Below are 22359 nucleotides of genomic sequence, written 5' to 3'. Positions count from 1 at the left end.
TGTGTGTCGATGCGGAAAATATTTTCGTAAGATGCGATTCACTGCTTCTGTTTACCTTTTGATAAAATCGATTCGACTCAATTATTTGTCTGCGAATGCAGCGTCAAGTTTGACAATTGCAGCATCAACTTCGGCACTGAGCATAGCTTCTTTTGGGCAAACTGATCTATTTTCTATAAAGCTCAGAAAGGCCGTATTTGTTTCAGCATCAAACACCTCTCCAAACTGTCGACGCTTGGGAAGCGCCAACACTAACGCCTTCTTCATGCGCTGGGTTTCGGCTAAGAAACGACAATTCAAAGCGATACCGTTGAGTTCCCCCAGTTTCTTGATGGCACTGTATTGCTGTTCTGTGATGCCTTCAGCGCGTACTACAGAACTGATCAGTAAGGTAATTATCGCAATACTCAACCATTTGAAACGCATCATGCAGCTCTCACTATCTGGTCTTAAAGGGTAATAATCGATTAAAGCAGGGATTATAGACAGACTTACATGATGCCGTAATTGCTTGAAATCAATCCAACGCTAACACAGAATATTTTCTTTATTAATCTGTAATTTACGATGCGTCATCAGAATCTTGAGGTCCTGTATAAAATTCAGGCCAGCGAGCCTTCACCTCAGGCCCGTCACTGGCCAGTGCGATACAGGTATCCAATATACGAGGTTTTGTTTTAACTGGCTGCTGATTGGCCCGCTCTTCCAAGGCAGAGTGCATGGTCTGGTACGCTGTTGTCGCCAGCGGCCCCAACAGCTCCATCAAATGGGTGCAACTCGCTTTCCGTTCTACACGGCTTCTGACTTCACGCATCCAGCCGGGGCCAATCTTAATACCAATCAGTTCTCGCATTGCCTCTGCGGTCTGTTTACACACGGGATAAGGGGTATCATCAGACACAGCGACCACATCATGGATGACGAAATCCAGGTCCATGGTTACTCGCAGGTGAAGACCGTGAACAGGGGCTCCGGGCTCCATATAGCCACGATGCCGCGTATCAAAACCAAAGGTCTTGGTATCAGTCAAATGCGCTTCCAGATCCCACAGCCCATCCTGTCGAAGATAACCCTCGCAGCTGATTTTCCGGGTATGGAGATGTTCGCGCTCAACAGATCTAGGTAATGGCACAGCGATAAATTCTCAACTAATTGACAAAGTGGAGGAACGATAATGTCATCCGCAATGAATATCAAATCGAATACAGGTATCAATCGATACCCCAGATCCGCCGTAACCGCTTGACATCGTCGACCATCAACATCTAGTGTGCGTGAATATGCTAATTTTTCAGTACCTTATCATCATAATAACCTTGGCTATCGCCTGCGTTTCCCCACTCTCCGCCGAACCCATTGGTCACCCCATAACAATTGACACAACCACGGGCAGCAGGGATGCCCATATGGGAATTCAACTATTGGGCAGTCTCTCACTGAAGGGAAACTCAGCACTCGCGGAATTATCGGCGCTCTCTTGGGATGAAGATGAACAACAGCTTCTGGCCATCTCAGACCGAGGTTGGCTGTTACACCTCACACCACAATTTGAGGAAGGCAAGCTGATTCAGGTCGACTTGCAAAAAACCACTCCCCTCATGAACCGACAGGGTACACCTCTGCAGGGTGGATGGCGGGATTCCGAGGGATTGACCCTGGAAAAGAGTCAGAATGGCATTCGTGGTGATACCGCACTGATCATCTCCTTTGAGCGGCATAATCGCATTGACCGTTATTCCTCCGAGGGTAAATGGCTCGCTACCGAGCCGCTCCCTAAACTACTCAAAAAGAGCAGCTACCGCCCCAAGGGTAACAAAGGGCTGGAAGCCGTCACACTACACCCCACTCTCGGCATCATTACTGGGCCAGAATATCCCCCGAAGGGTAAATCACACTACTTGGTTAATAGCGCCAATCAGAAGTGGTTCTATACGCCCAAGGAACCAAATGGTGCTTTGGTGGCCCTTGAGGCCCTGCCCAATGGGGACCTGATCTTACTCGAGCGTGCCTATACCTCGATATTCTCGCCTTGGGTGATCAGTCTGACACGGATCAAGCTGGAAGATCTGATCCCAGATACGCAAGTACCCAGTAAATTGATTGCGCGTTTTGACAGCAGCGAGGGATGGCTGACTCAAAACATCGAAGGTTTGACGCGCCATCAGGGGATGAACTTCTTTATGGTAAGTGATGATGGCAACAAACCCTGGGCACAGACCCAGTTAATCTACTTTAAAATACTTGAATAATAACTTGGACTACTGTCTGGTCAGCTTGGTACCGTTCTGGCGTTCAAGCATCGGAGCCAGTTCTTTCCAGACATGTTCCAACATGCGAGGCTGTCCCTCTGCCCTGGGATGCAGACCGTCCCCCTGCATCCATTCAGTTCGGTCAGCAACACCCTCTAAAAAGAACGGTACCAGGGGTACTTCCCGTTCCTCAGCCAATTCCTGATATATCAACAGGAACTTCTCAGTGAATGCCTTGCCAAAATTGGGTGGCAACATCATACCCAACAACAAGGGACGACTCGGAACGGCCTGAGCAAGTGTTATCATCTGAGCAAGATGTTCACGGGTCTGACGATTAGTCAGCCCACGCAGGCCATCATTGGCACCCAGTTCAATGATCAATATATCGGGGCTGAACTGGGCAAGCGCACGTGGAAGTCGCGAGAGCCCACCCGCGGTGGTATCGCCTGATATGCTGGCATTAACCACTTTATGCGGATAACCCTGCTCGGCCAGACGGTGTTCCAATAAGGCAACCCAACCCTGGCTACGTTCAATGCCATAGGCGGCACTCAGGCTATCGCCGAGGACAAGGATAACCGGCTCTTCGGCGATTGCGTCGGACATAACAATAAACAGTAGTAGGAAGAGATGCTTCATGATCACAGATCATACATCAGAAACACCGATCATAAAGGCGAGTCATGTCAGAAAACAGCTGGATGGTCCAGGCGGCAGACTCACTATCCTTGATGATATTTCACTACAGCTCGCTGCGGGTGAGGTTACTGCGATACTGGGCGCATCAGGCTCGGGCAAATCAACGCTTCTGGGGCTGCTCGCCGGCCTGGATGAAGTAACAAGCGGTAACATTGAGCTATTCGGTAACCCCTTGAGCGGTTTGAATGAGGATCAACGGGCCGCTCTGCGGGCAGGGAAAGTCGGCTTTGTTTTCCAGTCTTTTCAACTGCTTCCGGGTATGACAGCACTCGAAAATGTAATGCTACCCCTGGAGCTGTCCGGCATAAAAAAACCTGCGACAGGCGCCACGGAGGCACTAAAACAGGTCGGACTGGCCGATCGGCTTCAGCATTATCCGGGACAACTCTCTGGTGGAGAGCAACAGCGCGTCGCTATTGCTCGGGCATTTGCCTCTGGCCCAAAGATCTTGTTTGCAGACGAGCCAACCGGCAGCCTGGATCAATCCACAGGCAATCTCATTATTGACCTGCTATTTCAGATGCGGGAACAGACGGGAGCAGCGCTGTTACTGGTTACCCACGATGAGCGCCTTGCAGCACGCTGCGATCATCGCCTGCTGATTGAAAATGGCCGTCTGGAGTCTGGGCGATGAGTTGGCTCTCTCTCGCATTGCGCTTTTTCCGCCGGGACTGGCGCAGTGGTGAGATGCGGTTACTCGTACTCGCCCTGATCGTAGCAGTAGCCGCCGTATCAGCCGTTGGCTTTTTCACAGACCGGGTAGAACAGGCGATGATTCGTCAGGCCAACCAAGTGCTGGCAGCCGATCTGGTGTTATCCAGCAATAACCCAATTCCTGAATCTTTTGAGAAACAAGCCAATCAGCTTGAACTACAGATTGCACACACCCTGACCTTTCCGAGTGTCATCGTGCACCAGGATGAAACCCAGCTGGTGGAAGTCAAGGCGGTCAGTAAGAACTATCCTCTGCGCGGTGATTTGCGCATAAGGACTGAATCCACCGCTAGCGAGCAGGTTGTTACCCTACCTCCAACACCCGGAAACCTGTGGGGCGAGGCAAGACTGATGGCGGCGCTGAATCTACAACCGGGAGCAGATGTCTCACTGGGTGAAGCGCGCTTTTCCTTGCAAAATATTCTGAGCAGAGACTCAGCATTAGGTAACAGCTTTTTTCGCTTAGGTCCTGAAGTAATGATTGCCTTGGAGGATATCCCTAAAACCGGATTAGTAACTCCTGCAAGCCGTGTTCGCTATCGGCTATTGATTGCCGGTGATCAAACACAGGTAGCAACCTATAAACGTTGGGCAAGCAACGAACTACCAACGGGCGTCCGTCTGGAACACTTGAGCAGTGCCCGTCCAGAATTGCGTAACGCACTCGATCGAGGCAGCCGTTTTCTTGGGCTGGCGGCGTTGGTCGCCGTACTGGTTGCCGGTGCTACCGTTGCACTCTCTACCCGGCAATTTGTTGAACGGCAATCTGACACCAGCGCCATCATGCGCTGTCTTGGTGCCAGCCAGTCAATGATCTTTAGTGTCCTCATTTTTCGACTCTGCTTACTGGGTTTGATTGCCAGTCTGCTAGGCATTGCCGGGGGCTGGTTGGCGCAGCATTTCCTGGCAGGTCTCCTCAGTGATTGGTTTGGAGGTGAATTGCCACCGACATCACTGCGGCCGGTGCTGATCGGTTTAGGCACAGGAATGATCACCTTAATAGGATTCACCCTGCCACCCGCAATTCGATTAGGTGCTGTACCACCCTTGAGGGTGTTACGGCGCGATCTGGGGGCCCCGCCCGTGAGCACCTGGCTGCTGATATTTTTTAGCATAGGTGCAATGGCACTGCTGATGTTTTGGCAGGCCGGTGATTTCATTTTGGCCCTGTGGGTATTACTCGGAACAGTAACCACTGTTTGCCTGCTGCTCATGACGGCCTGGTTACTCGTCCGTGTTCTTACACCGCTCCGACATCGAGGGGGCGCTTTATGGCGTCAAGGTCTCGCAGGTTTGGCTCGCGCCCCAGCCATGACGGCACTGCAGTTAACCGGTTTTGGATTAGGCATACTTGCCATGTTGTTACTGTCAATTATCCGCCTGGATCTATTATCGGCCTGGCAACACACCATACCTGACCAGGCACCCAACCATTTTCTGATCAACATTCAACCCGATGACGTAAACAGTCTAAACTCGTTCTTTCAAGAAAATAACATTCAACAGGCGGGTATCTACCCCATGCTGCGGGCACGTCTTACACACATCAATTCGCAGCCTGTATCGCCAGATCAATATCAGGATGATCGCGCACAGCGTCTGGTAGCTCGAGAATTTAATCTCTCCTGGGCGACTCAAATTCAAGAAGATAATCAGATCGTGTCTGGGTCTTGGTGGGAGGAACGCAATCAAGATAAACCGCTGTTCTCGGTTGAGGTCGATTTGGCCAATACACTGGGAATAAAGATAGGCGATCAATTGGCTTTTGATCTGGCGGGTGTACCTATTGAAGCACGGGTTTCCAATCTGCGGCGCGTACACTGGGATTCATTCCAACCCAATTTTTTTGTCGTTGGCACGCCAACTCTACTCAAGAGCCACCCTACCAACTACATCACCAGTTTCTATCTCCCGCCGGGTAAAGAGGCATCACTGGCTGCCCTAGTACGACAATTTCCATCGATAACCATTATCGATGTTAGCGCCATCATGCAGCAGATCAGAGAGATTATGCAGCGCGGTTCACTGGCGGTAGAGTATGTTTTTCTGTTTACCCTCGCTGCAGGTCTGCTGATGCTGTATGCCGGCATTCAAGCGAGTCGTGATTATCGAAGACAGGAAGCGATCGTGCTACGTACACTCGGTCTACAACGCAAAGGATTACTCACAGCCGCCGCAATCGAATTTGTAACGCTTGGTCTGCTGGCGGGTACCTTAGCCACACTCTGCGCCAATGTGACGGGCTGGTTTATTGCCACAGAAGTTTTCGGCTTTCAGTTTAATATGAATGCCTGGACCCTTCTCATTGGTATCATAGGAAGTGGTGCTGCCATCGGAGTTGCCGGCATCATTGCAACCTGGCCTTTGAGTATCAAACCACCCTTGCGCATGCTACAAAACGGATAATGAAAGAGGAGACGATCAACGCCTTCCTGTTAACCCGACATTGGCGTGACACACACCAGGGCATTGATTTACAGTTCTGGGCAAGCTCACCTTCCGGTCCTATTCGGCTGCTTTATCCCGGCCAACAAGCCGTCTGCTTTATAGCACGAGATGCGACAATACCTGCGAATGGATTCCAACTCACCCGCAAGCCATTACAACTCACCGACATGCACGGCAATCCGGTGGACGGTCTCTACTTCCAAAAGCAGCGACAACTTGAACAACTACGTGATCGCATCTCGGGTAGCAGCACCCTACTGATGGAATCAGATATCAAGGTCTCTGATCGTTTCCTAATGGAACGATTTATAACCGCCCCAATGCAGATCAAAGGCCAATCAGTGCAACGCAAGGGCTATATTGAACTGACCAATCCAAAGATAAGGCCCTCTGACTATCAGCCAAACTTCAGCTATTTGAGCCTGGATATCGAAACGGATGGCACAGCAGGCAATGTCCTTTCAATTGCCTATTGCGGCAATGGCATCGAAAAGATATTAATGCAAGGCAATGCAGAAGCGTGGCCATCTGATTTACCAATCCAGTGGTGTGCAGATGAGGCGATACTGTTACGCCAGTTTCTAAGCGATGTGCAACAACTGGATCCAGATCTGCTATTGGGTTGGAACGTGATCAACTTCGATCTTGATTATCTGGAAAGGCGCTGCCAATCACACCGCATACCCTTCTCACTCGGACGTGGTGGTGAGATTGCTGCGATACTACAACCACAACAAGCAGGACAGACCAGAATTGCCAGCATTCCAGGTCGCGTGGTACTGGACGGCATTGATAATCTACGCGCCGCTTTCTGGTCATTCGAGAGCTTCGCACTTAATCATGTCGCAGAAAAACTACTCGGTCGAAATAAATTAATCTCAGGCAACCAGGATAAGCTCGCAGAAATTCAACGTCAGTTTAAAGAGGATCGCCCCGCACTTGCCGCGTATAATCTTGAAGATTGTCGATTGGTAGAGGATATCTTCCATAAAACCGACTTGATTAACTTTGCCACACAGCGCTCGGCAATGACCGGATTATCACTTGGAAGACAAGGAGGCTCTGTTGCCGCCTTTGATAACCTCTATTTACCTCCATTACACCGGGAAGGGGTTGTAGCCTATGACATCGGTGCATTTCAGCATACTCAGAGTAGCCCTGGTGGATATGTCATGGACTCACAACCGGGAATCTATAAAAACGTTCTAGTGCTGGATTTCAAAAGCCTCTATCCCAGTATCATCCGTACCTTTCAGATCGACCCTCTGGGAATGGCCTTTCCTGGCAGCGACCCAATACCCGGTTTTCTGCAAGCAGAATTCTCACGAGAGAGGCACATTCTTCCTTCGATTATTTCCGACTTATGGGCTAAACGTGACATCGCAAAAGCGCAATCGGACAAGGCTCTGTCGCAGGCCACAAAAATAATCATGAATTCATTTTATGGTGTGCTAGGTTCTAGTGGTTGTCGATTCTATGACCCTCGCCTGGCCAGTAGCATTACCCGTCGTGGACATGAAATCATTACCCGCAGTAGAGACTGGCTTGAACAAGCGGGCTACCCGGTGATCTACGGTGACACCGACTCCGTCTTTGTTTTACTCGGCGAAACGTATGACGAGGAGCATGCCTCAGAGACAGGTAAAAAACTCGCGCATGAACTGAACCAATGGTGGAACAAGATAATACAGACTGAATTCAGACTGGTCTCTGCGCTGGAGATTGAGTTTGAAACTCACTTTTTACAGTTCATCATGCCTACCATCAGGGGCACTGAGACAGGTAGTAAGAAACGCTATGCCGGGGTAGTCCGTAATAAGCAGGGCGAGTGCGAACTTATATTTAAAGGACTGGAGAGTGTTCGCAGCGACTGGACACCGCTTGCTCAGCACTTTCAACGCGAGCTTTATAGAAGAATCTTTTTTAAAGAGCCTTATGAAGCCTACATCAGTAATCTTGTTATGCAATTGCGGCAAGGTGATCTGGATGATCAACTTATTTACCGGAAACGGTTACGCAGGAAATTGGATGAGTATCAGCGCAATGTCCCACCCCATGTTCAAGCTGCACGAAAACTGGGTAAATCGAGTCGCTGGATTAGTTATGTGATTACAATCAACGGACCAGAACCTGTTGAAAAGCTGAACAGTCCCATTGACTACCAGCACTACATTGATCGCCAGATCGAACCGGTAGCAGATGGCATTCTGCATTTCCTGGATGACAGTTTTGACAGAATAACGGCTAATCAGTTAACACTTTTTTAAGCCTGATGGACTCTCTACTTGTCAATATTACCATTCAGGATTCCTGCTTAATAACATTAGTAAATTGGCATCCGTAATTCCTGCCATCTGGAAGGACGCAGAGTTCATCAAAGAAATCCTGCGGCAAAAGCTCATAACTTTCAATCAAGTTTGTCTCATCGAGCATATCCAGATAGCCCATACAGCAGCCAGTTCGGTAGTTTTTCTTTCGCCATGCCGAATCATACCACTGTATGAATGCTTGCTTTATTGCCCGCATGTCATCATCAGATCGTGCCATCTCTTGCTCAAAAGACTTTGCAATATCGGCGTAGTGTTTGAACGTGAGTAACGTATGCCACAGATCAGGCAGACCTTTCTTTTTCATGCGCCATGCAAAAAGCACAGAAAAAGCCTGTACATCAGCCTCAACCGCATAGGTCATCCGCGTCATCTCATTCATAGAATACTCGAGTGTCTGGCGAAATCCACGATTCACCTGCTCTACGTGTCGCAACTCATGCAATACAATGGCTACCTTCTGATAAAATCCTAATGATTCTCGTACCGCAATAATATTGTATCGATAGTCATAATACCCTCGTGACCCATCTGCGCGATTTTCTATGCAAAAGGCAATGCCGGTAGTAACTGCTGTTTTCATCAAGGCCTCTGAATACTCAGCATCTTTTTGAATATAGGACAGAATATTTTTGAATAATTTTGCGGCAAGATGATCGGCATCTTCATCACCTGGAAAATAACAACGATTTCGACTCTCAGGATGCCAACCCCTTATATCAGTTGCTGTATCTGACTCAAAAAACAGGTATTCGCAATAACCCGGTAGCGGAAATAATAGAATCAAAATAATTGCAATAACTCTGGCACCTATCATTATTATATATGCCCCCCCTTTATACTGCCCCGATAACACGGCATTACAATGGCCATCCTATTAGCGCCATGAATGAGTAATAGTTCTTGCGTTTACAATAAGCGGTTTATATTAGCAAATAGCTATTACCCACCTATAAGTCTAATCAACTCACCTATTTTTCTATTGAGCTTGATCATTTATTCAGCAATAAAGCAATACACTCCTTTTGTTCGCCTACAGTTTCACAACAACAATCAATCGTGAAATATTTTTTCAATTTTCCAGGTCTTTTAAAGCAAGGGCCTTTGTTGAGGTCAACAACATCAAACTGGAGAATTACTATGAAACGTCTACTTATAACCGCACTCATTTCACTCTTTACGATTGGATCTGCTTCTGCTGATTTTGCGTCGGATTCACAGTATGACTTACTCTACACGCCTGCCACTTCGGTAGAGCTAGATAATTTACCCCCAACTGCTGCTGGTCGGACTACTATAATGGAAGAACACGAAAATCATGGTGGCATGCAAGATCATCCAAGTGAGAGAGTGTCAGGAATCTAACAACTTTTAACAGCAGGAATAAGAAGGCCACGCCCATTAAGGCGTGGCCTTTTGCTTTTTCTGGTTCAGCTGTCCCATTCAAATATTTTTTTATAAGCGTGAAATATTTACATCGTCCACCAGGTCTTTTATTGCAAGGACCACTGCTTAGGTCCACCAACAAATAACTGGAGAATTAATATGAAACACCTACTCATTACCGCACTGATTTCACTGGTTTCTATTGGAACCGCTACCGCTGATATCAACTCTGATTTGAATGTTGATCAGGTTTATGGATCAACTGTTAATAGCGGGAATAATTTTACAAGTCTTCCTGCTACCGCTGCAGGTCGTACCTCTGAGGCCAGTGAGCAAGGTAAATTTGGGGGTATGCAGGATCATCCCAGTGATCGCGTATCAGGCATATAATCACTAACCCAACGCAAAAAAAAACCACGTCTAATGTAGACGTGGTTTTTTTGTTCTTGCGCCAAAAGCTAAAATTGGGCCTATTTTTTTGGCAAACGACCCAACAAATAAAACTCATCATTGGTCCGCATACTGGTCAAATTGACCATACGGTTTGAGAGACCGAAGAATGCCGAGATTGCACCAATATCCCAGATATCCTCATCACTGAAACCATGCTCATGCAGCAACGCATAATCGTCGTCATCAACCTCATTGGCATTCAGGGTAATCTTCAAGGCAAAATCAAGCATCGCTTTCTGACGGGGGGTGATATCGGCCTTGCGATAGTTGGCGGCAATCTGGTCGGCAATCAGTGGATTTTTTTCACGTATGCGCAGAATGGCACCGTGAGCCACAACGCAGTAGATACATTGATTCCTGCTGGATGTGGCGACCACAATCATTTCACGTTCACCTTTTGTCAAACCACTCTCTTTCTCCATCAGGGCATCATGATAGGCAAAGAAGGCACGAAACTCATCGGGACGATGAGCCAAAGCCAGGAAAACATTCGGTATAAAACCAGACTTCTCCTGGACAGCTAAGATTACTTCTCGGATATCATCGGGCATCTCATTGATATCGGGTATGGGGAATCGGCTAATGGGTTTGTCTGACATGAATACCTCCGCATGAAGCGCTTTTATGGTTAAGTTTTTTAATCTGGATTTAGCGGTAGGGTGGGCACGTTTTTTATGCCCACGCGGATGACACGCAGCAATTACCCACGTGGGCACAGACGACGTGCCCACCCTACCGGGGATCAGTCAGCCGCGCTTAGTGCGCGAGCGACTTTAGAGGCCGGCTCACGCTGCAGATAGCCACTGATATAACTACCGGCCTGCAGTAGTTTCTCTATATCGATACTCATTGATATCGGGTATGGGGAATCGGCTAATGGGTTTGTCTGACATTGTTACCTCCGCTCTCTATTTTGTTTGTGTCGTGTACTTTTATTTCTTTACGGTAGGGTGGGCATGCTTTTTTGCCCACGCGAACACGTATCAATTAACCGCGTGGGCACAGACGACGTACCCACCCTACATGGGATCAGTCAGCCGCGCTTAGTGCGCGAGCGACTTTAGAGGCCGGCTCACGTTGCAAATAACGACTGATGAAATCACCTGCCTGTAGCAGCCTCTCCATATCGAGACCGGTCTGAATACCCAGTCCATTCAACATATAGAGCACATCTTCAGTGGCTACATTTCCTGATGCCCCTTTGGCATAGGGACAGCCACCCAAGCCAGATACAGAACTGTCAATGATTGATACACCGCGCTGTAACACGGCAAACAGATTTGCCAAAGCCTGACCGTAGGTATCATGAAAATGGGCGGCTAAATTTTCAACGGGAACACATTTGGTGACGGCATCAATCATCTGTTGTGCTTTGGCAGGTGTACCCACACCAACAGTGTCACCCAATGAAATCTCATAGCAACCCAGTTCATAGAGACTTCGTGCAACATCTGCTACACGTTCAGGCGCAATCTCACCTTCATAGGGACAGCCGAGAACACAGGAGACATAACCCCGCACCAATAATCCGTGCTGTTTAGCCTGCACCATGACATCACTGTATCGGGCGATACTATCTTCAATAGAGCAGTTGATATTCTTTTGGGTAAAACTTTCTGAAGCCGCTGCAAAGATGGCGATCTCTTTAACGCCAACTGAGAGCGCACTCTCAAGCCCTTTCAGATTCGGAACCAGCATGGGATAACTGACACCGGGTTTCTGGTCAATCTGCTGAAACAGTTCTGCACTGGAGGCCATCTGGGGCACCCATTTGGGCGAGACAAAACTACCAGCCTCGATAACCGACACACCTGCTTTCTCCAATCGCTCAATCAGCCCCAGCTTTACTTCTACAGGTACCGGCGCGGCCTCGTTCTGCAGGCCATCCCGCGGTCCTACTTCTACAATCTTTACGCGTTCTGGTAGTTGCACTCTCTATACCTTTTCAATAACGGTAGGCTGACAAATGTTTTTACCAACCAATAGACATATAGGATGAACCGATCTACTCAATCACCAACAAGGCTTCGCCATCTTCAACCTGATCTCCAACGGCAAAGCGTATCTCTTTTACAATGCCATCACTTGGCGCCGAGATGGTGTGCTCCATCTTCATCGCTTCAACAATCATCACGGCATCGCCCTGCTTAACCTCATCACCTTCAGCCACATTAATGGCAATTACATTACCGGTCATAGGTGCCACCAGACTGCCGCTGGCCGCTTCGCCTTCAAGGGCATCAAGTCGCGGATCGGTCAGGGTAAGCTGCCAGGAACATCCCTGATGCAGTATGGTCAGCTCCTGGTCATGCCGAATCACAGCGACTTTGAAGCGACGCCCTGACAAATCAGCCAGCAGATCACCATTCTCCAGGATCTCACCCGATACCAGGCATTCGCCTTCGGGAAGCTCCAGTAGATAAGCGCCATTACGATAGTGCGCAATCACACTGCCCTGCGCACTCTCTGTCGACCAGTGCAAGGCATGGAAGCTGTCTTGATTCATCCGCCAACCGCTACCACTTCCCCAGGGAGAAAAGGGATCGTGGGAGTCGGCCTGCTGCTGCAGTGTACGTTTCTGCTCGACCAACAACCCATGAAGTGCCGCTATCGCCAGTATGTCATCCGATAAAGACTCAACTACAGGAAAGAGTTCAGCCTCATGCTTCTCAATGAATCCTGTATCCAGCTCGGCATTGGCAAACGCCGGTAAGGCACAGAGTGTGGAGAGAAATTCCAAATTGGTGGTTACACCTACAATGCGATAATCAGCCAGTGCCGCACGTAACTTATGCAATGCACTGGCCCGATCCTCACCCCAGACAATCAGTTTTGCGATCATCGGATCATAATGAATACTCACCTCATCGCCCTGCTCGACACCGGTATCAACCCGCACACAAGGGCCCTGCTCAGGTGTCTGCAGATAGCGCAGTTTCCCGGTTGCCGGGAGAAAATCTTTTGCCGGATTTTCTGCATAGACCCGCGCCTCAAAGGCATGGCCATTGATCAGCAACTCAGATTGAGCCATGGGCAGTGGTTCACCGGAAGCCACCTTCAGCTGCCACTCCACCAGATCCTGCCCGGAGATCATTTCGGTGACAGGATGCTCCACTTGTAATCGGGTATTCATCTCCATGAAATAGAACTTGCCATCACTATCGAGCAGAAACTCCACCGTACCCGCGCCGACATAGCCTATCGCTTTCGCTGCATTGGTCGCCGCCTCACCCATCTCAGCGCGCAGCTCGGGGGTCATACCGGGCGCAGGAGCCTCTTCCAGCACTTTCTGGTGACGACGCTGGACCGAGCAGTCACGCTCAAACAGATGGACGGCATTGCCCTGTGTATCAGCGAACACCTGCAGCTCCACATGCCGAGGGGACAACAGATAACGTTCCAGCAACACCTTGTCATCGCCAAATGAAGCGATCGCCTCACGCTTGGCGGCGTTCAACCCGGTTTCAAAATCTGCTGAACTACTGACCACTCGCATGCCTTTACCACCACCACCGGCTGTGGCTTTGATCAGCAAAGGGTAGCCCATTTTATCTGCTTCACTTTTCAGTGTAGCCAGGGATTGATCTTCACCATGATAGCCAGGTACCAGTGGCACATTGGCCTCGGTCATAATAATCTTGGCCTCACTCTTCGAGCCCATCGCAACAATCGCAGAGGATGGCGGACCAATAAAGGCGATACCTGCCGCCTGACAAGCTTCTGCGAATTCAGCATTCTCAGACAGGAAACCGTAACCTGGATGAACCGCCTGGGCTCCCGATGCCTTGGCGACTTCGAGTATTTTATCGGCCCGCAGATAACTCTCTTTCGCCGGAGCCGGTCCGATCAGATACGCCTCATCACACAACGACACATGCATCGCATCAGCATCCGCCTCGGAATAGACAGCCACGGTGGTGATCCCCATGCGTCGCGCAGTACGGGCAACTCGGCAGGCAATCTCACCTCGATTGGCAATCAGAATCTTGTCAAACATCTCTTTTAATCCTCTGGTATCCAGGCGGGAGGGCGCTTATTGAGGAAGGCATTCAATCCCTCTTTTCCCTCATCCGATGCACGTGCAGCAGTAATACGTTGCGCTGTATCTTTGATTACCGCCTCGCTGGTTGGTTGCCGGGATACGGCAAAGATCAGGGATTTGGCAGCGGCCAGTGAACGGGGACCACCCATCAGCAGTTGATCAATCAATGCATCGACCTGCGTCTGAAGCTGTTCTTCAGGAACCACTTCATGCACGAGACCCAATCGGTGCGCTTCTACCGCGTCAAAACGTTCTGCTGTCAGGAAATAGCGGCGTGACGCACGTTCACCCATGGCCGCAATGACATAGGGAGAGATCACTGCGGGAATCAAACCGAGTCGAACCTCAGAGAGGCAAAACTTCGCACTTTCACTCGCCACCGCCATGTCACAACAGGCCACCAGACCCACACCACCGCCAAAGGCCGCACCTTGCACAACCGCTATCGTTGGCTTGGAGAGATTGTTGAGCCGCTCCATCAGACTCGCCAGCGCCATCGCATCTTTTAGATTTTCTGACTCACTGTAGTCAGCCATGCGCCGCATCCAACGTAGATCAGCACCGGCAGAAAAACTTTTTCCTTCTGAGCGCAACACCACAATGCGTGCTTTGGGATCAACCTCAACCGATTCAAGTGCCTGCAGCAGACGATTGATCAGCGCATCATCAAAGGCGTTATGAATTTCAGGACGGTTTATGGTGAGTGTCGCCACTCCCCGATCGTCCAGGTCAAGCGTTACTGAATTTTCTGCCATCATCTTCCCATCACTCCCTGTTTACATCCTGAAGATGCCGAAGGTGGTCTTTTCAACGGGTGCATTCAATGCGGCGGAGAGCCCAAGACCCAATACGGTACGTGTCTCTGCCGGATCTATGATCCCGTCATCCCAAAGCCGTGCACTGGCATAGTAGGGATGGCCCTGGTGTTCATATTGATCTTTCACTGGCGCTTTGAAAGCCTCTTCATCTTCTGCCGACCAGTTTTCACCCCGCGCTTCCATCGCATCCCGTTTAATCTGGCTCAATACATTGGCGGCCTGATCACCACCCATGACCGAGACCCGGGCATTGGGCCACATCCAGAGGAAACGTGAGCCATAGGCACGTCCACACATGGCATAGTTACCCGCACCAAAACTACCGCCAACAATAACCGTAAATTTCGGCACCTTGGCACAGGCCACGGCTGTTACCATCTTGGCCCCATCTTTTGCGATACCACCCGCTTCATATTTTTTACCTACCATGAAGCCGGTAACATTCTGCAGAAAGACCAATGGAATACCACGTTGGGCACAGAGCTCTACAAAGTGCGCGCCCTTCTGCGCCGACTCGGAAAAGAGGATGCCATTATTGGCAATAATGCCTACCGGATAACCGTGGATATGGGCAAAGCCACAGATCAAGGTTGTACCATAAAGCTTTTTGAACTCATCCAGCTCACTGCCGTCCACCACGCGGGCAATCACTTCACGTATATCAAACGGCTTGCGCAGATCATTCGGCACGATGCCGTAGATATCTTCTTTTGGATAAAGGGGTTCAACGGGTTGTCGCAGTGTCACCTCGGGTTGTTTTGTTCGGTTCAGTGTCTTAACCACACGGCGAGCCAGTCCCAGCGCATGGGAGTCATTCATGGCATAGTGATCCGTCACACCGGAGATACGAGAGTGCACATCGGCACCGCCCAGCTCTTCCGCTGTCACCACGGCACCGGTTGCCGCCTTGACCAGTGGCGGGCCACCCAGGAAGATCGTCCCCTGTTCTTTTACGATGATGCTCTCATCCGACATGGCCGGTACATAGGCGCCACCCGCAGTACAGGAACCCATTACCACGGCAATCTGCGGTATGCCCTGGGCCGACATATTGGCCTGGTTATAGAAGATGCGACCAAAGTGTTCACGATCAGGAAACACCTCATCCTGGGTTGGCAGATTGGCACCACCGGAATCCACCAGATAGATACAGGGGAGTCGATTCTCCCGCGCAATCTCCTGGGCGCGGATATGCTTTTTTACGGTCATGGGGAAATAACTGCCCCCTTTGACCGTCGCATCATTGGCAATGATCATGCACTCCTGGCCGGAGACACGCCCTATGCCGGTAATCACACCCGCTGCAGGCACTTCATTTTTATACATGTTGTAAGCGGCAAACTGGGAGAGTTCCAAAAAGGGTGAGCCCGTATCAAGCAATACCCGGATACGTTCACGCGGCAGCAGTTTACCCCGACTGAGATGTTTATCACGGGCGCGCTCACCACCACCCTCGGCAATGGTCGCCACGCGTTCACGAAGATCTGCCACCAATGCCTGCATGGAGGCTTGGTATTCCCGAAACTGCTCGCTTTTGCGATTGATACTGCTCTTGATGACCGACATTACCAGCCTCCTGTCTCTAACCAGCGATCAACCTGTTCAAGTCGGTCATTTCCCCAGAAGGGTTCGCCATCTACAAAAATGGTAGGCGATCCAAACACGCCTCTTGTTAACGCGGCTTCAGTTTCTTGTTTTAATCGCGCTTTCACTTCGGGTCTCTGAATCGCTTCAAGCAGTTCATTTGAATCGATACCGAGAGGTACCGCCAGCTCTGCAACCAGTTGTGGATCAGCACCATCACGCCCTTCAGCAAAAGTAGCGTTATAAACGGCCTTTGCCAGCCTCTTGGCCTTCTCTGGGTCATTATCTGTCAACCAGTAAAACGCCCGTGAGGGGGCCAGCGCCGCCTTGGGAAACCCGGCTGGCAGTTGAAAAGGAACGCCTTGCATACGTGCACATCGTTGCATGTCATGCAGTGAGTAATCACCCAGCAAGGGAATATCAACCAATGGACGCGCACCGGTTACTGCGAAAGTAGCGCCAACCAGGAAGGGGCGCCAGATCACTTCCCGGCCATGCCTGGCCGCCAGCGCATCAATCCTTGAACTGGCCAGATAACCGTAGGGTGAGTAAAAATCAAAATAGAATTCGAGGGGTGCGGCCATGCGTCAATCCTCTGCAAGGGCGCGAGAGATGACGATGCGCTGGATATCGCTGGTCCCCTCATAAATCTGGGAGATACGTACATCGCGATAGATACGCTCAACCGGGAAATCCTGCAGATAGCCGTATCCACCATGTACTTGGATGGCATCTGAGCAGATCCTTTCTGCCGCCTCGGAGGCAAACAATTTGGCCATGCAGGCCTGTTTCAGACAGGGCTCACCGGCATCACGCAGAACGGCCGCGTTCATTACCATCAGATGGGCCGCTTCCAGTTGTGTGGCCATGTCCGCCAGACGAAATCCGACAGCCTGATGGTTGATAATTGGGGTACCGAAACTCTCCCGCTCCTTGGCGTAACTCAGAGCGGCTTCATAAGCCGCTCGTGCCATACCCACACACTGGGCGGCAATTCCGATGCGACCACTCTCCAGGTTACTTAATGCGATCTTGTAACCTTCACCCTCTTTACCGATCAAATGATCGGCTGGTATGCGGCACTCATCAAAAAAGATCTGCGCCGTATCAGAGGCGTGCTGCCCCAGTTTTTTCTCTACATTGGCGACTTTATAACCGGGGTTATCCGTTGGCACTACAAAGGCACTGATGCCCCGTTTACCCGCCGCAGGATCGGTCACTGCAAAGACAATGGCGGCCTGTGCGTATTTGCCCGAGGTGATGAATTGTTTGGTTCCATTCAGGACATACTCATCACCCGCTCTTACGGCACGCATCCTCAAGGCTGAGGCATCAGAGCCCGCCTGGGGTTCTGTCAGGCAGAAGCAACCGAGCATATCACCCGATGCCAGTGGTTTCAGATAGGTCTCTTTCAGATAGTCACTGCCGAATTTCAACAAGGGCCCACATACAACGGAGTTATTGACACTGAGTATGGTTGAGCAGGCACCATCACCTGCGGCAATCTCTTCAATAGCCAGGGCAAAGGAGACATAATCCGTACCGGCACCACCCCACTCTTCTGGCATGGTCATGCCAAACAGGCCAAGGGCGCCCATCTCTTTCAGCTCATCGGAAGGAAAGATACTCTCCCGGTCCCATTCCGCTGCATTCGGGGCCAGCCGCTCCTGGGCAAAGTCCCGTGCCATATCACGGATCATGCGCTGTTCTTCAGTGAGGATCATTCAATGACTCCTGTCAGCTGACTAATAGTTACCGTAGGGTGGGCACGTCTTTAGTGCCCACGCGGTTGTCTTGTTTTGTGCGTCTACGTGGGCACCTACAACGTGCCCACCCTACCAATCTCGCTTAAACCCGCTCGATCGCAACAGCCGTGGCTTCACCACCACCGATACAGAGAGAAGCGACACCCCGTTTCAACCGTAGGGTGGGTACGTCTTTGGTGCCCACGCGGTTTTCTCGTATCGTGCTTCCGCGTGGGCACTGACAACGTGCCCATCCTACCGATCTCGCTTATACCCGCTCGATAGCGACGGCCGTGGCTTCTCCACCACCGATACAGAGTGAGGCAATACCTCGCTTCAGTCCCTGATTCTCCAGGGCCGCCAGAAGCGTTACTAGTATACGTGCACCTGATGCGCCAATTGGATGTCCGAGCGCACAGGCACCACCGTTGATATTGACCTTTTCATGATCAAGATTCATCTCGCGCATGGCCGCCATGGTGACAACTGCGAAGGCCTCATTGATCTCCCACAGATCCACTTCATCCTTGTTCCATTCCAGACGCTGTAACAGGTTCTGCATCGCATAGACAGGTGCTGTGGTAAACCAGCAAGGTTCACCGGCATAACCGGCATGACCATGGATAATGGCCTTGGGAGAAAGACCACGACGTTCTGCTTCGGAGGCACGCATCATCACCAGTGCAGCCGCACCATCTGAGATAGAACTGGAGTTGGCCGGGGTGACGGTTCCGTCTTTACGAAATGCGGGACGCAGGCTGGGGATTTTCTCAGGACGGGCATTGCCTGGCTGTTCGTCAATAGTCACTTCCGTATCACCACCGCGCCCTTTGATGGTAACGGGTGTGATTTCCCGTTCAAAGCGGCCCGCTTCAATTGCAGCGTTGGCACGACTCAGCGAGGCAATGGCGAAGTCATCCTGCTGTTCGCGGCTGAATTTAAAATGATCCGCACACTGTTCCGCAAAGGTACCCATCAAGGCACCACGATCAAAGTAGGCATCCTCCAGTCCGTCGAGGAACATGTGATCCATTACTTTGCCATGGCCTAGGCGATAACCGCCGCGCGCCCTGTCCTGCAGATAAGGGGCATTGGTCATGGACTCCATACCACCGGCAACCATCACATCGTTGGTCCCAACTTTGAGTAGGTCATGGGCCAGCATCACCGCCTTCATACCAGAGCCACATACCTTGCTGACACCGGCACAGGTGGTACTTAATGGAAGGCCGGCTCCCAGTACCGCTTGGCGAGTCGGTGCCTGGCCAATGCCAGCGGTCAGTACATTACCCATCAGTACTTCCTGTACATCTTCGGGACTGATGCCGGCCCTGCTCACAGCCGCCGCAATAGCGGCTGAACCCAGCTGCGGCGCAGTCAATGATGACAGGGAACCCTGAAAACCACCCATCGGGGTACGGGCGATATCAACGATGACAATAGGATCACTCATGGGAAAACTCCGGTTTGTTCAATATTACAATTCAGCTTGTTATCGCAGGGGTCAGAGTCAATGCATAGGGGTCGGAGTCGATCTGGATCGACTCCGACCCTTTAACAAATTATCGGGTTTCGTTAAACAACTCTCGGCCGATCAACATACGGCGTATTTCTGAAGTACCTGCGCCAATCTCATAAAGCTTGGCATCTCTCAGGAAACGGCCTGTTGGATATTCGTTAACATAACCATTACCACCCAGGGTCTGAATTGCCTCCAGTGCCATCCAGGTTGCTTTCTCTGCGGAGTAGAGAATGGCACCTGCCGCATCCTTTCGAGTCGTCTCACCGCGATCACACGCTTTGCCGACGGCATAGACATAGGCTTTGCAAGCGTTCATGGTGGTATACATATCCGCCATCTTGCCCTGCATCAACTCAAACTCACCGATCGGACGCCCAAACTGTTCACGCTCATGGATATAGGGCACCACCACATCCATACAGGCCTGCATAATGCCCAGTGGCCCACCGGAGAGCACGGCTCGTTCGTAATCGAGCCCACTCATCAATACCTTCACACCCTGATTGAGTCCACCGAGAATATTCTCTTCCGGGACTTCCACATCTTCGAATACCAGCTCGCAGGTGTTGGAACCACGCATACCGAGCTTATCCAGTTTCTGGGCACTCTTAACACCAAACTCGCGCTCAATGATAAAGGCCGTAATCCCTTTTGGTCCGGCCTTAAGATCTGTCTTGGCATAGACCACCATCACATCAGCATCAGGGCCGTTGGTGATCCACATCTTGTTACCGTTTAATACGTAACGATCACCCTTCTTTTCCGCCTTCAGTTTCATTCCCACCACATCAGAGCCAGCATTGGGCTCAGACATCGCCAGGGCACCAATGTGATCACCACTGATCAATTTGGGCAGGTATTTCTCTTTCTGTGCCTGGCTGCCATTGCGCTTGATCTGATTAACGCAAAGATTTGAGTGCGCACCATAGCTCAGGCCGATCGAGGCGGAGGCCCGGCTGATCTCTTCCATGGCCACCATATGCGCCAGGTAACCCATCTCACTGCCACCAAACTCGTCCGAAACCGTGATACCCAACAGGCCCATATCACCAAATTTTTTCCAGAGATGATTGGGAAATTCATTTTTCTCATCGGTCTCTGCTGCTATAGGGGCAATCTCGGCCGCCGTAAACTCCTGCACGGCATCCCGCAACATCTCTACGGTTTCACCCAGATCAAAATTCAACGAAGGCAGATGGATCATTCACTTTCTCCTTAGGAGGGACGCATCGACACTTCGATCGACCCTAAAAATCGTGGACAGGTCAGGGATTCCGGCAAAACCAGACTACAACTGCGCATAACGGTCTAACTTATCCAGTGCATTGAGATATTTCGAGATCCGCAGTCTCCTCGACAATCAAGAAGAGAACATATATTACGTTTACGTTAACGTCAACTAGATAGTTACAGCTTAAACACATTCAAATTCAAACTGGGTGATCACACCATCAAGGGTAGTACGCTTTAGAAAGAAGAACGAAAAACAGAGGATGAAACAATAATTTCATCCGTTGGCTGGAATTATAAAGTAATAGGTACTGATCAACCCTCACCCATCTCCTCAAGCACAGTGACAGCACGCTTCTCTACACTCTCCATTTCGTGTAATACGGCCTCAATGTCCTGACGTTGCTGCTCCAGCATCTCACGTCGATCTTTGATTTTTCCCAGAAGGAATCGTAGCTGTGCCGTTTCGCCAGGGGCGGTATCATAGAGATCAAACATTTCTTTAACCTCTGACAGCGCAAACCCAAGCCGTTTGCCCCTTAATACCAGCTTTAAGCGAACGCGATCCCGCTCACGGTAGACCCGCCTACGCCCTTTGCGACTAGGTGATATCAGCCCCTGATCTTCATAAAAACGGATTGCCCGCGGGGTTATATCAAACTCTTTGGCGAGTTCGGAGATGGTATAGGTCGTGCCTTTCATGATGTCGGCAGTATCGGACATGTCAGTGTGTATTTCTTCCATTAGCATATTCTATCCCGAGTAACTGTGCTTTTATACTCCAGCGTGCTCCCAAAGTTTAACGGGAGTAGAGTGAGAGTCCCTCTGTTTTCTGGGCAAAGTCGACTGCATTAATCTCTTTTGATGCCATAATCTGGTGTGTGGTAAACGTCATGGCATTACCAGTTACCCACAGTTATAACCTACGTTTACGTAAACGTCACTATACTTTCAATTCCCAGGACTGACCATGGGACATTTTGGGACCTGCATCGCTAGACAATGCGCCATTGACGTTTACGTTAACGTAAGGTAGTTTTAGAGTGCTGAGGCGCTAAAAGATCAGCACTGCTGAGTCTGTATAGTCACCTTTAGAACAGCATTATTTACATTATTATCTGATAGTTATAGAAACAACT

The 22359-nt window shown here is 50.3% G+C and carries 20 protein-coding genes; 6 read left to right on the top strand and 14 right to left on the bottom strand.

The genetic code is table 11. The features are described from left to right. Window positions 1-81: 81 nt before the first annotated feature. Together FHP88_RS00865 and FHP88_RS00860 are read right to left on the bottom strand one after the other, a co-directional pair. Window positions 82-429, bottom strand: a complete 348-nt coding sequence (locus tag FHP88_RS00865) for a hypothetical protein (RefSeq protein ID WP_144357100.1) — start codon at window positions 427-429, stop codon at window positions 82-84. Between the two features lie 133 nt (window positions 430-562). Further along, a complete protein-coding gene (locus FHP88_RS00860; RefSeq protein ID WP_144357099.1) occupies window positions 563-1132 on the bottom strand; it encodes a DUF2889 domain-containing protein in 570 nt (189 codons plus the stop codon). A 274-nt stretch (window positions 1133-1406) separates the two neighbouring features. Here FHP88_RS00860 and FHP88_RS00855 point away from each other — a divergent pair, with 274 nt between their 5' ends. Beyond that, a complete protein-coding gene (locus FHP88_RS00855; RefSeq protein WP_186297549.1) occupies window positions 1407-2249 on the top strand; it encodes an esterase-like activity of phytase family protein in 843 nt (280 codons plus the stop codon). Window positions 2250-2258: 9 nt separating this feature from the next. Here the strand turns inward: FHP88_RS00855 and FHP88_RS00850 are convergent, their stop codons facing one another. Beyond that, a complete protein-coding gene (locus FHP88_RS00850; protein ID WP_144357097.1) occupies window positions 2259-2891 on the bottom strand; it encodes an arylesterase in 633 nt (210 codons plus the stop codon). On the opposite strand from FHP88_RS00850, the gene FHP88_RS00845 reads away from it, so the two are divergent. The 3 genes from FHP88_RS00845 to FHP88_RS00835 are packed head-to-tail and all read left to right on the top strand — an operon-like array spanning window position 2890 to window position 8380. Beyond that, complete coding sequence (locus FHP88_RS00845) at window positions 2890-3585, top strand: ABC transporter ATP-binding protein (protein WP_144357096.1); 696 nt, start codon at window positions 2890-2892, stop codon at window positions 3583-3585. The two genes, FHP88_RS00850 and FHP88_RS00845, sit on opposite strands and share 2 nt — an antisense overlap. Continuing rightward, window positions 3582-6071, top strand: coding sequence for an ABC transporter permease (locus tag FHP88_RS00840; RefSeq protein ID WP_144357095.1), 2490 nt, complete (start codon window positions 3582-3584; stop codon window positions 6069-6071). Before FHP88_RS00845 ends, FHP88_RS00840 begins: the two co-directional genes overlap by 4 nt. Continuing rightward, a complete protein-coding gene (locus FHP88_RS00835; RefSeq protein WP_144357094.1) occupies window positions 6071-8380 on the top strand; it encodes a DNA polymerase II in 2310 nt (769 codons plus the stop codon). The genes FHP88_RS00840 and FHP88_RS00835 overlap by 1 nt, the downstream gene beginning before the upstream one ends. A 34-nt stretch (window positions 8381-8414) precedes the next feature. Here FHP88_RS00835 and FHP88_RS00830 read toward each other — a convergent pair whose 3' ends face one another. Then, a complete protein-coding gene (locus tag FHP88_RS00830) occupies window positions 8415-9257 on the bottom strand; it encodes a DUF6782 family putative metallopeptidase (RefSeq protein ID WP_144357093.1) in 843 nt (280 codons plus the stop codon). A 323-nt stretch (window positions 9258-9580) separates the two neighbouring features. Between FHP88_RS00830 and FHP88_RS00825 the strand changes: the two genes are divergently transcribed. Further along, a complete protein-coding gene (locus tag FHP88_RS00825) occupies window positions 9581-9805 on the top strand; it encodes a hypothetical protein (RefSeq protein ID WP_144357092.1) in 225 nt (74 codons plus the stop codon). 180 nt (window positions 9806-9985) lie between these two features. After that, window positions 9986-10216 (top strand): hypothetical protein, encoded by a 231-nt coding sequence (locus tag FHP88_RS00820; RefSeq protein WP_144357091.1) that lies wholly within the window; start codon window positions 9986-9988, stop codon window positions 10214-10216. A gap of 80 nt (window positions 10217-10296) precedes the next feature. Here the strand turns inward: FHP88_RS00820 and FHP88_RS00815 are convergent, their stop codons facing one another. From FHP88_RS00815 to FHP88_RS00770, 10 genes are all read right to left on the bottom strand, one after another. Continuing rightward, entirely contained in the window at window positions 10297-10878 is a 582-nt protein-coding gene (locus tag FHP88_RS00815; protein ID WP_144357090.1) for a peroxidase-related enzyme, read from the bottom strand. A gap of 430 nt (window positions 10879-11308) precedes the next feature. Further along, the gene (locus tag FHP88_RS00810; protein ID WP_144357089.1) at window positions 11309-12211 is read right to left on the bottom strand and encodes a hydroxymethylglutaryl-CoA lyase; all 903 of its coding nucleotides are present in this window, start codon (window positions 12209-12211) and stop codon (window positions 11309-11311) included. Between the two features lie 73 nt (window positions 12212-12284). Then, window positions 12285-14276, bottom strand: a complete 1992-nt coding sequence (locus FHP88_RS00805) for an acetyl/propionyl/methylcrotonyl-CoA carboxylase subunit alpha (RefSeq protein WP_144357088.1) — start codon at window positions 14274-14276, stop codon at window positions 12285-12287. Window positions 14277-14281: 5 nt separating this feature from the next. Beyond that, window positions 14282-15079, bottom strand: a complete 798-nt coding sequence (locus FHP88_RS00800) for an enoyl-CoA hydratase/isomerase family protein (protein ID WP_335341587.1) — start codon at window positions 15077-15079, stop codon at window positions 14282-14284. An 18-nt stretch (window positions 15080-15097) separates the two neighbouring features. Beyond that, window positions 15098-16705, bottom strand: coding sequence for a carboxyl transferase domain-containing protein (locus FHP88_RS00795; protein WP_144357087.1), 1608 nt, complete (start codon window positions 16703-16705; stop codon window positions 15098-15100). Beyond that, window positions 16705-17307 carry a 2-hydroxychromene-2-carboxylate isomerase gene (locus FHP88_RS00790; protein WP_144357086.1) on the bottom strand — a complete coding sequence of 201 codons (603 nt, stop codon included), beginning with the start codon at window positions 17305-17307 and terminating at the stop codon, window positions 16705-16707. Before FHP88_RS00790 ends, FHP88_RS00795 begins: the two co-directional genes overlap by 1 nt. 3 nt (window positions 17308-17310) lie before the next feature. Continuing rightward, window positions 17311-18447 carry an acyl-CoA dehydrogenase gene (locus FHP88_RS00785; protein ID WP_144357085.1) on the bottom strand — a complete coding sequence of 379 codons (1137 nt, stop codon included), beginning with the start codon at window positions 18445-18447 and terminating at the stop codon, window positions 17311-17313. Between the two features lie 289 nt (window positions 18448-18736). Then, window positions 18737-19921, bottom strand: a complete 1185-nt coding sequence (locus FHP88_RS00780) for an acetyl-CoA C-acyltransferase (protein ID WP_144357084.1) — start codon at window positions 19919-19921, stop codon at window positions 18737-18739. Window positions 19922-20030: 109 nt separating this feature from the next. Beyond that, on the bottom strand, window positions 20031-21191 hold the full coding sequence (locus FHP88_RS00775; RefSeq protein ID WP_222106666.1) for an isovaleryl-CoA dehydrogenase: 1161 nt from the start codon (window positions 21189-21191) through the stop codon (window positions 20031-20033). Between the two features lie 344 nt (window positions 21192-21535). Beyond that, complete coding sequence (locus tag FHP88_RS00770; RefSeq protein ID WP_144357082.1) at window positions 21536-21964, bottom strand: MerR family transcriptional regulator; 429 nt, start codon at window positions 21962-21964, stop codon at window positions 21536-21538. Between the last annotated feature and the right edge of the window lie 395 nt (window positions 21965-22359).

This window comes from Sedimenticola selenatireducens, from assembly GCF_007625115.1.
In the GTDB taxonomy this organism is placed as follows: domain Bacteria; phylum Pseudomonadota; class Gammaproteobacteria; order Chromatiales; family Chromatiaceae; genus Sedimenticola; species Sedimenticola selenatireducens_A.
This window is presented reverse-complemented; position numbering and strand designations above follow the sequence as displayed.

Bases quoted from the DNA above. Each gene is read 5' to 3' on its own strand.
- FHP88_RS00845 (WP_144357096.1), top strand. From the start codon at position 2,890: ATGATCACAGATCATACATCAGAAACACCGATCATAAAGGCGAGTCAT.
- FHP88_RS00780 (WP_144357084.1), bottom strand. From the start codon at position 19,921: ATGAGTGATCCTATTGTCATCGTTGATATCGCCCGTACCCCGATGGGT.
- FHP88_RS00790 (WP_144357086.1), bottom strand. From the start codon at position 17,307: ATGGCCGCACCCCTCGAATTCTATTTTGATTTTTACTCACCCTACGGT.
- FHP88_RS00850 (WP_144357097.1), bottom strand. From the start codon at position 2,891: ATGAAGCATCTCTTCCTACTACTGTTTATTGTTATGTCCGACGCAATC.
- FHP88_RS00830 (WP_144357093.1), bottom strand. From the start codon at position 9,257: ATGATAGGTGCCAGAGTTATTGCAATTATTTTGATTCTATTATTTCCG.
- FHP88_RS00805 (WP_144357088.1), bottom strand. From the start codon at position 14,276: ATGTTTGACAAGATTCTGATTGCCAATCGAGGTGAGATTGCCTGCCGA.
- FHP88_RS00855 (WP_186297549.1), top strand. From the start codon at position 1,407: ATGGGAATTCAACTATTGGGCAGTCTCTCACTGAAGGGAAACTCAGCA.
- FHP88_RS00815 (WP_144357090.1), bottom strand. From the start codon at position 10,878: ATGTCAGACAAACCCATTAGCCGATTCCCCATACCCGATATCAATGAG.
- FHP88_RS00820 (WP_144357091.1), top strand. From the start codon at position 9,986: ATGAAACACCTACTCATTACCGCACTGATTTCACTGGTTTCTATTGGA.
- FHP88_RS00800 (WP_335341587.1), bottom strand. From the start codon at position 15,079: ATGATGGCAGAAAATTCAGTAACGCTTGACCTGGACGATCGGGGAGTG.
- FHP88_RS00835 (WP_144357094.1), top strand. From the start codon at position 6,071: ATGAAAGAGGAGACGATCAACGCCTTCCTGTTAACCCGACATTGGCGT.
- FHP88_RS00770 (WP_144357082.1), bottom strand. From the start codon at position 21,964: ATGGAAGAAATACACACTGACATGTCCGATACTGCCGACATCATGAAA.
- FHP88_RS00795 (WP_144357087.1), bottom strand. From the start codon at position 16,705: ATGTCGGTCATCAAGAGCAGTATCAATCGCAAAAGCGAGCAGTTTCGG.
- FHP88_RS00825 (WP_144357092.1), top strand. From the start codon at position 9,581: ATGAAACGTCTACTTATAACCGCACTCATTTCACTCTTTACGATTGGA.
- FHP88_RS00865 (WP_144357100.1), bottom strand. From the start codon at position 429: ATGATGCGTTTCAAATGGTTGAGTATTGCGATAATTACCTTACTGATC.
- FHP88_RS00840 (WP_144357095.1), top strand. From the start codon at position 3,582: ATGAGTTGGCTCTCTCTCGCATTGCGCTTTTTCCGCCGGGACTGGCGC.
- FHP88_RS00785 (WP_144357085.1), bottom strand. From the start codon at position 18,447: ATGATCCTCACTGAAGAACAGCGCATGATCCGTGATATGGCACGGGAC.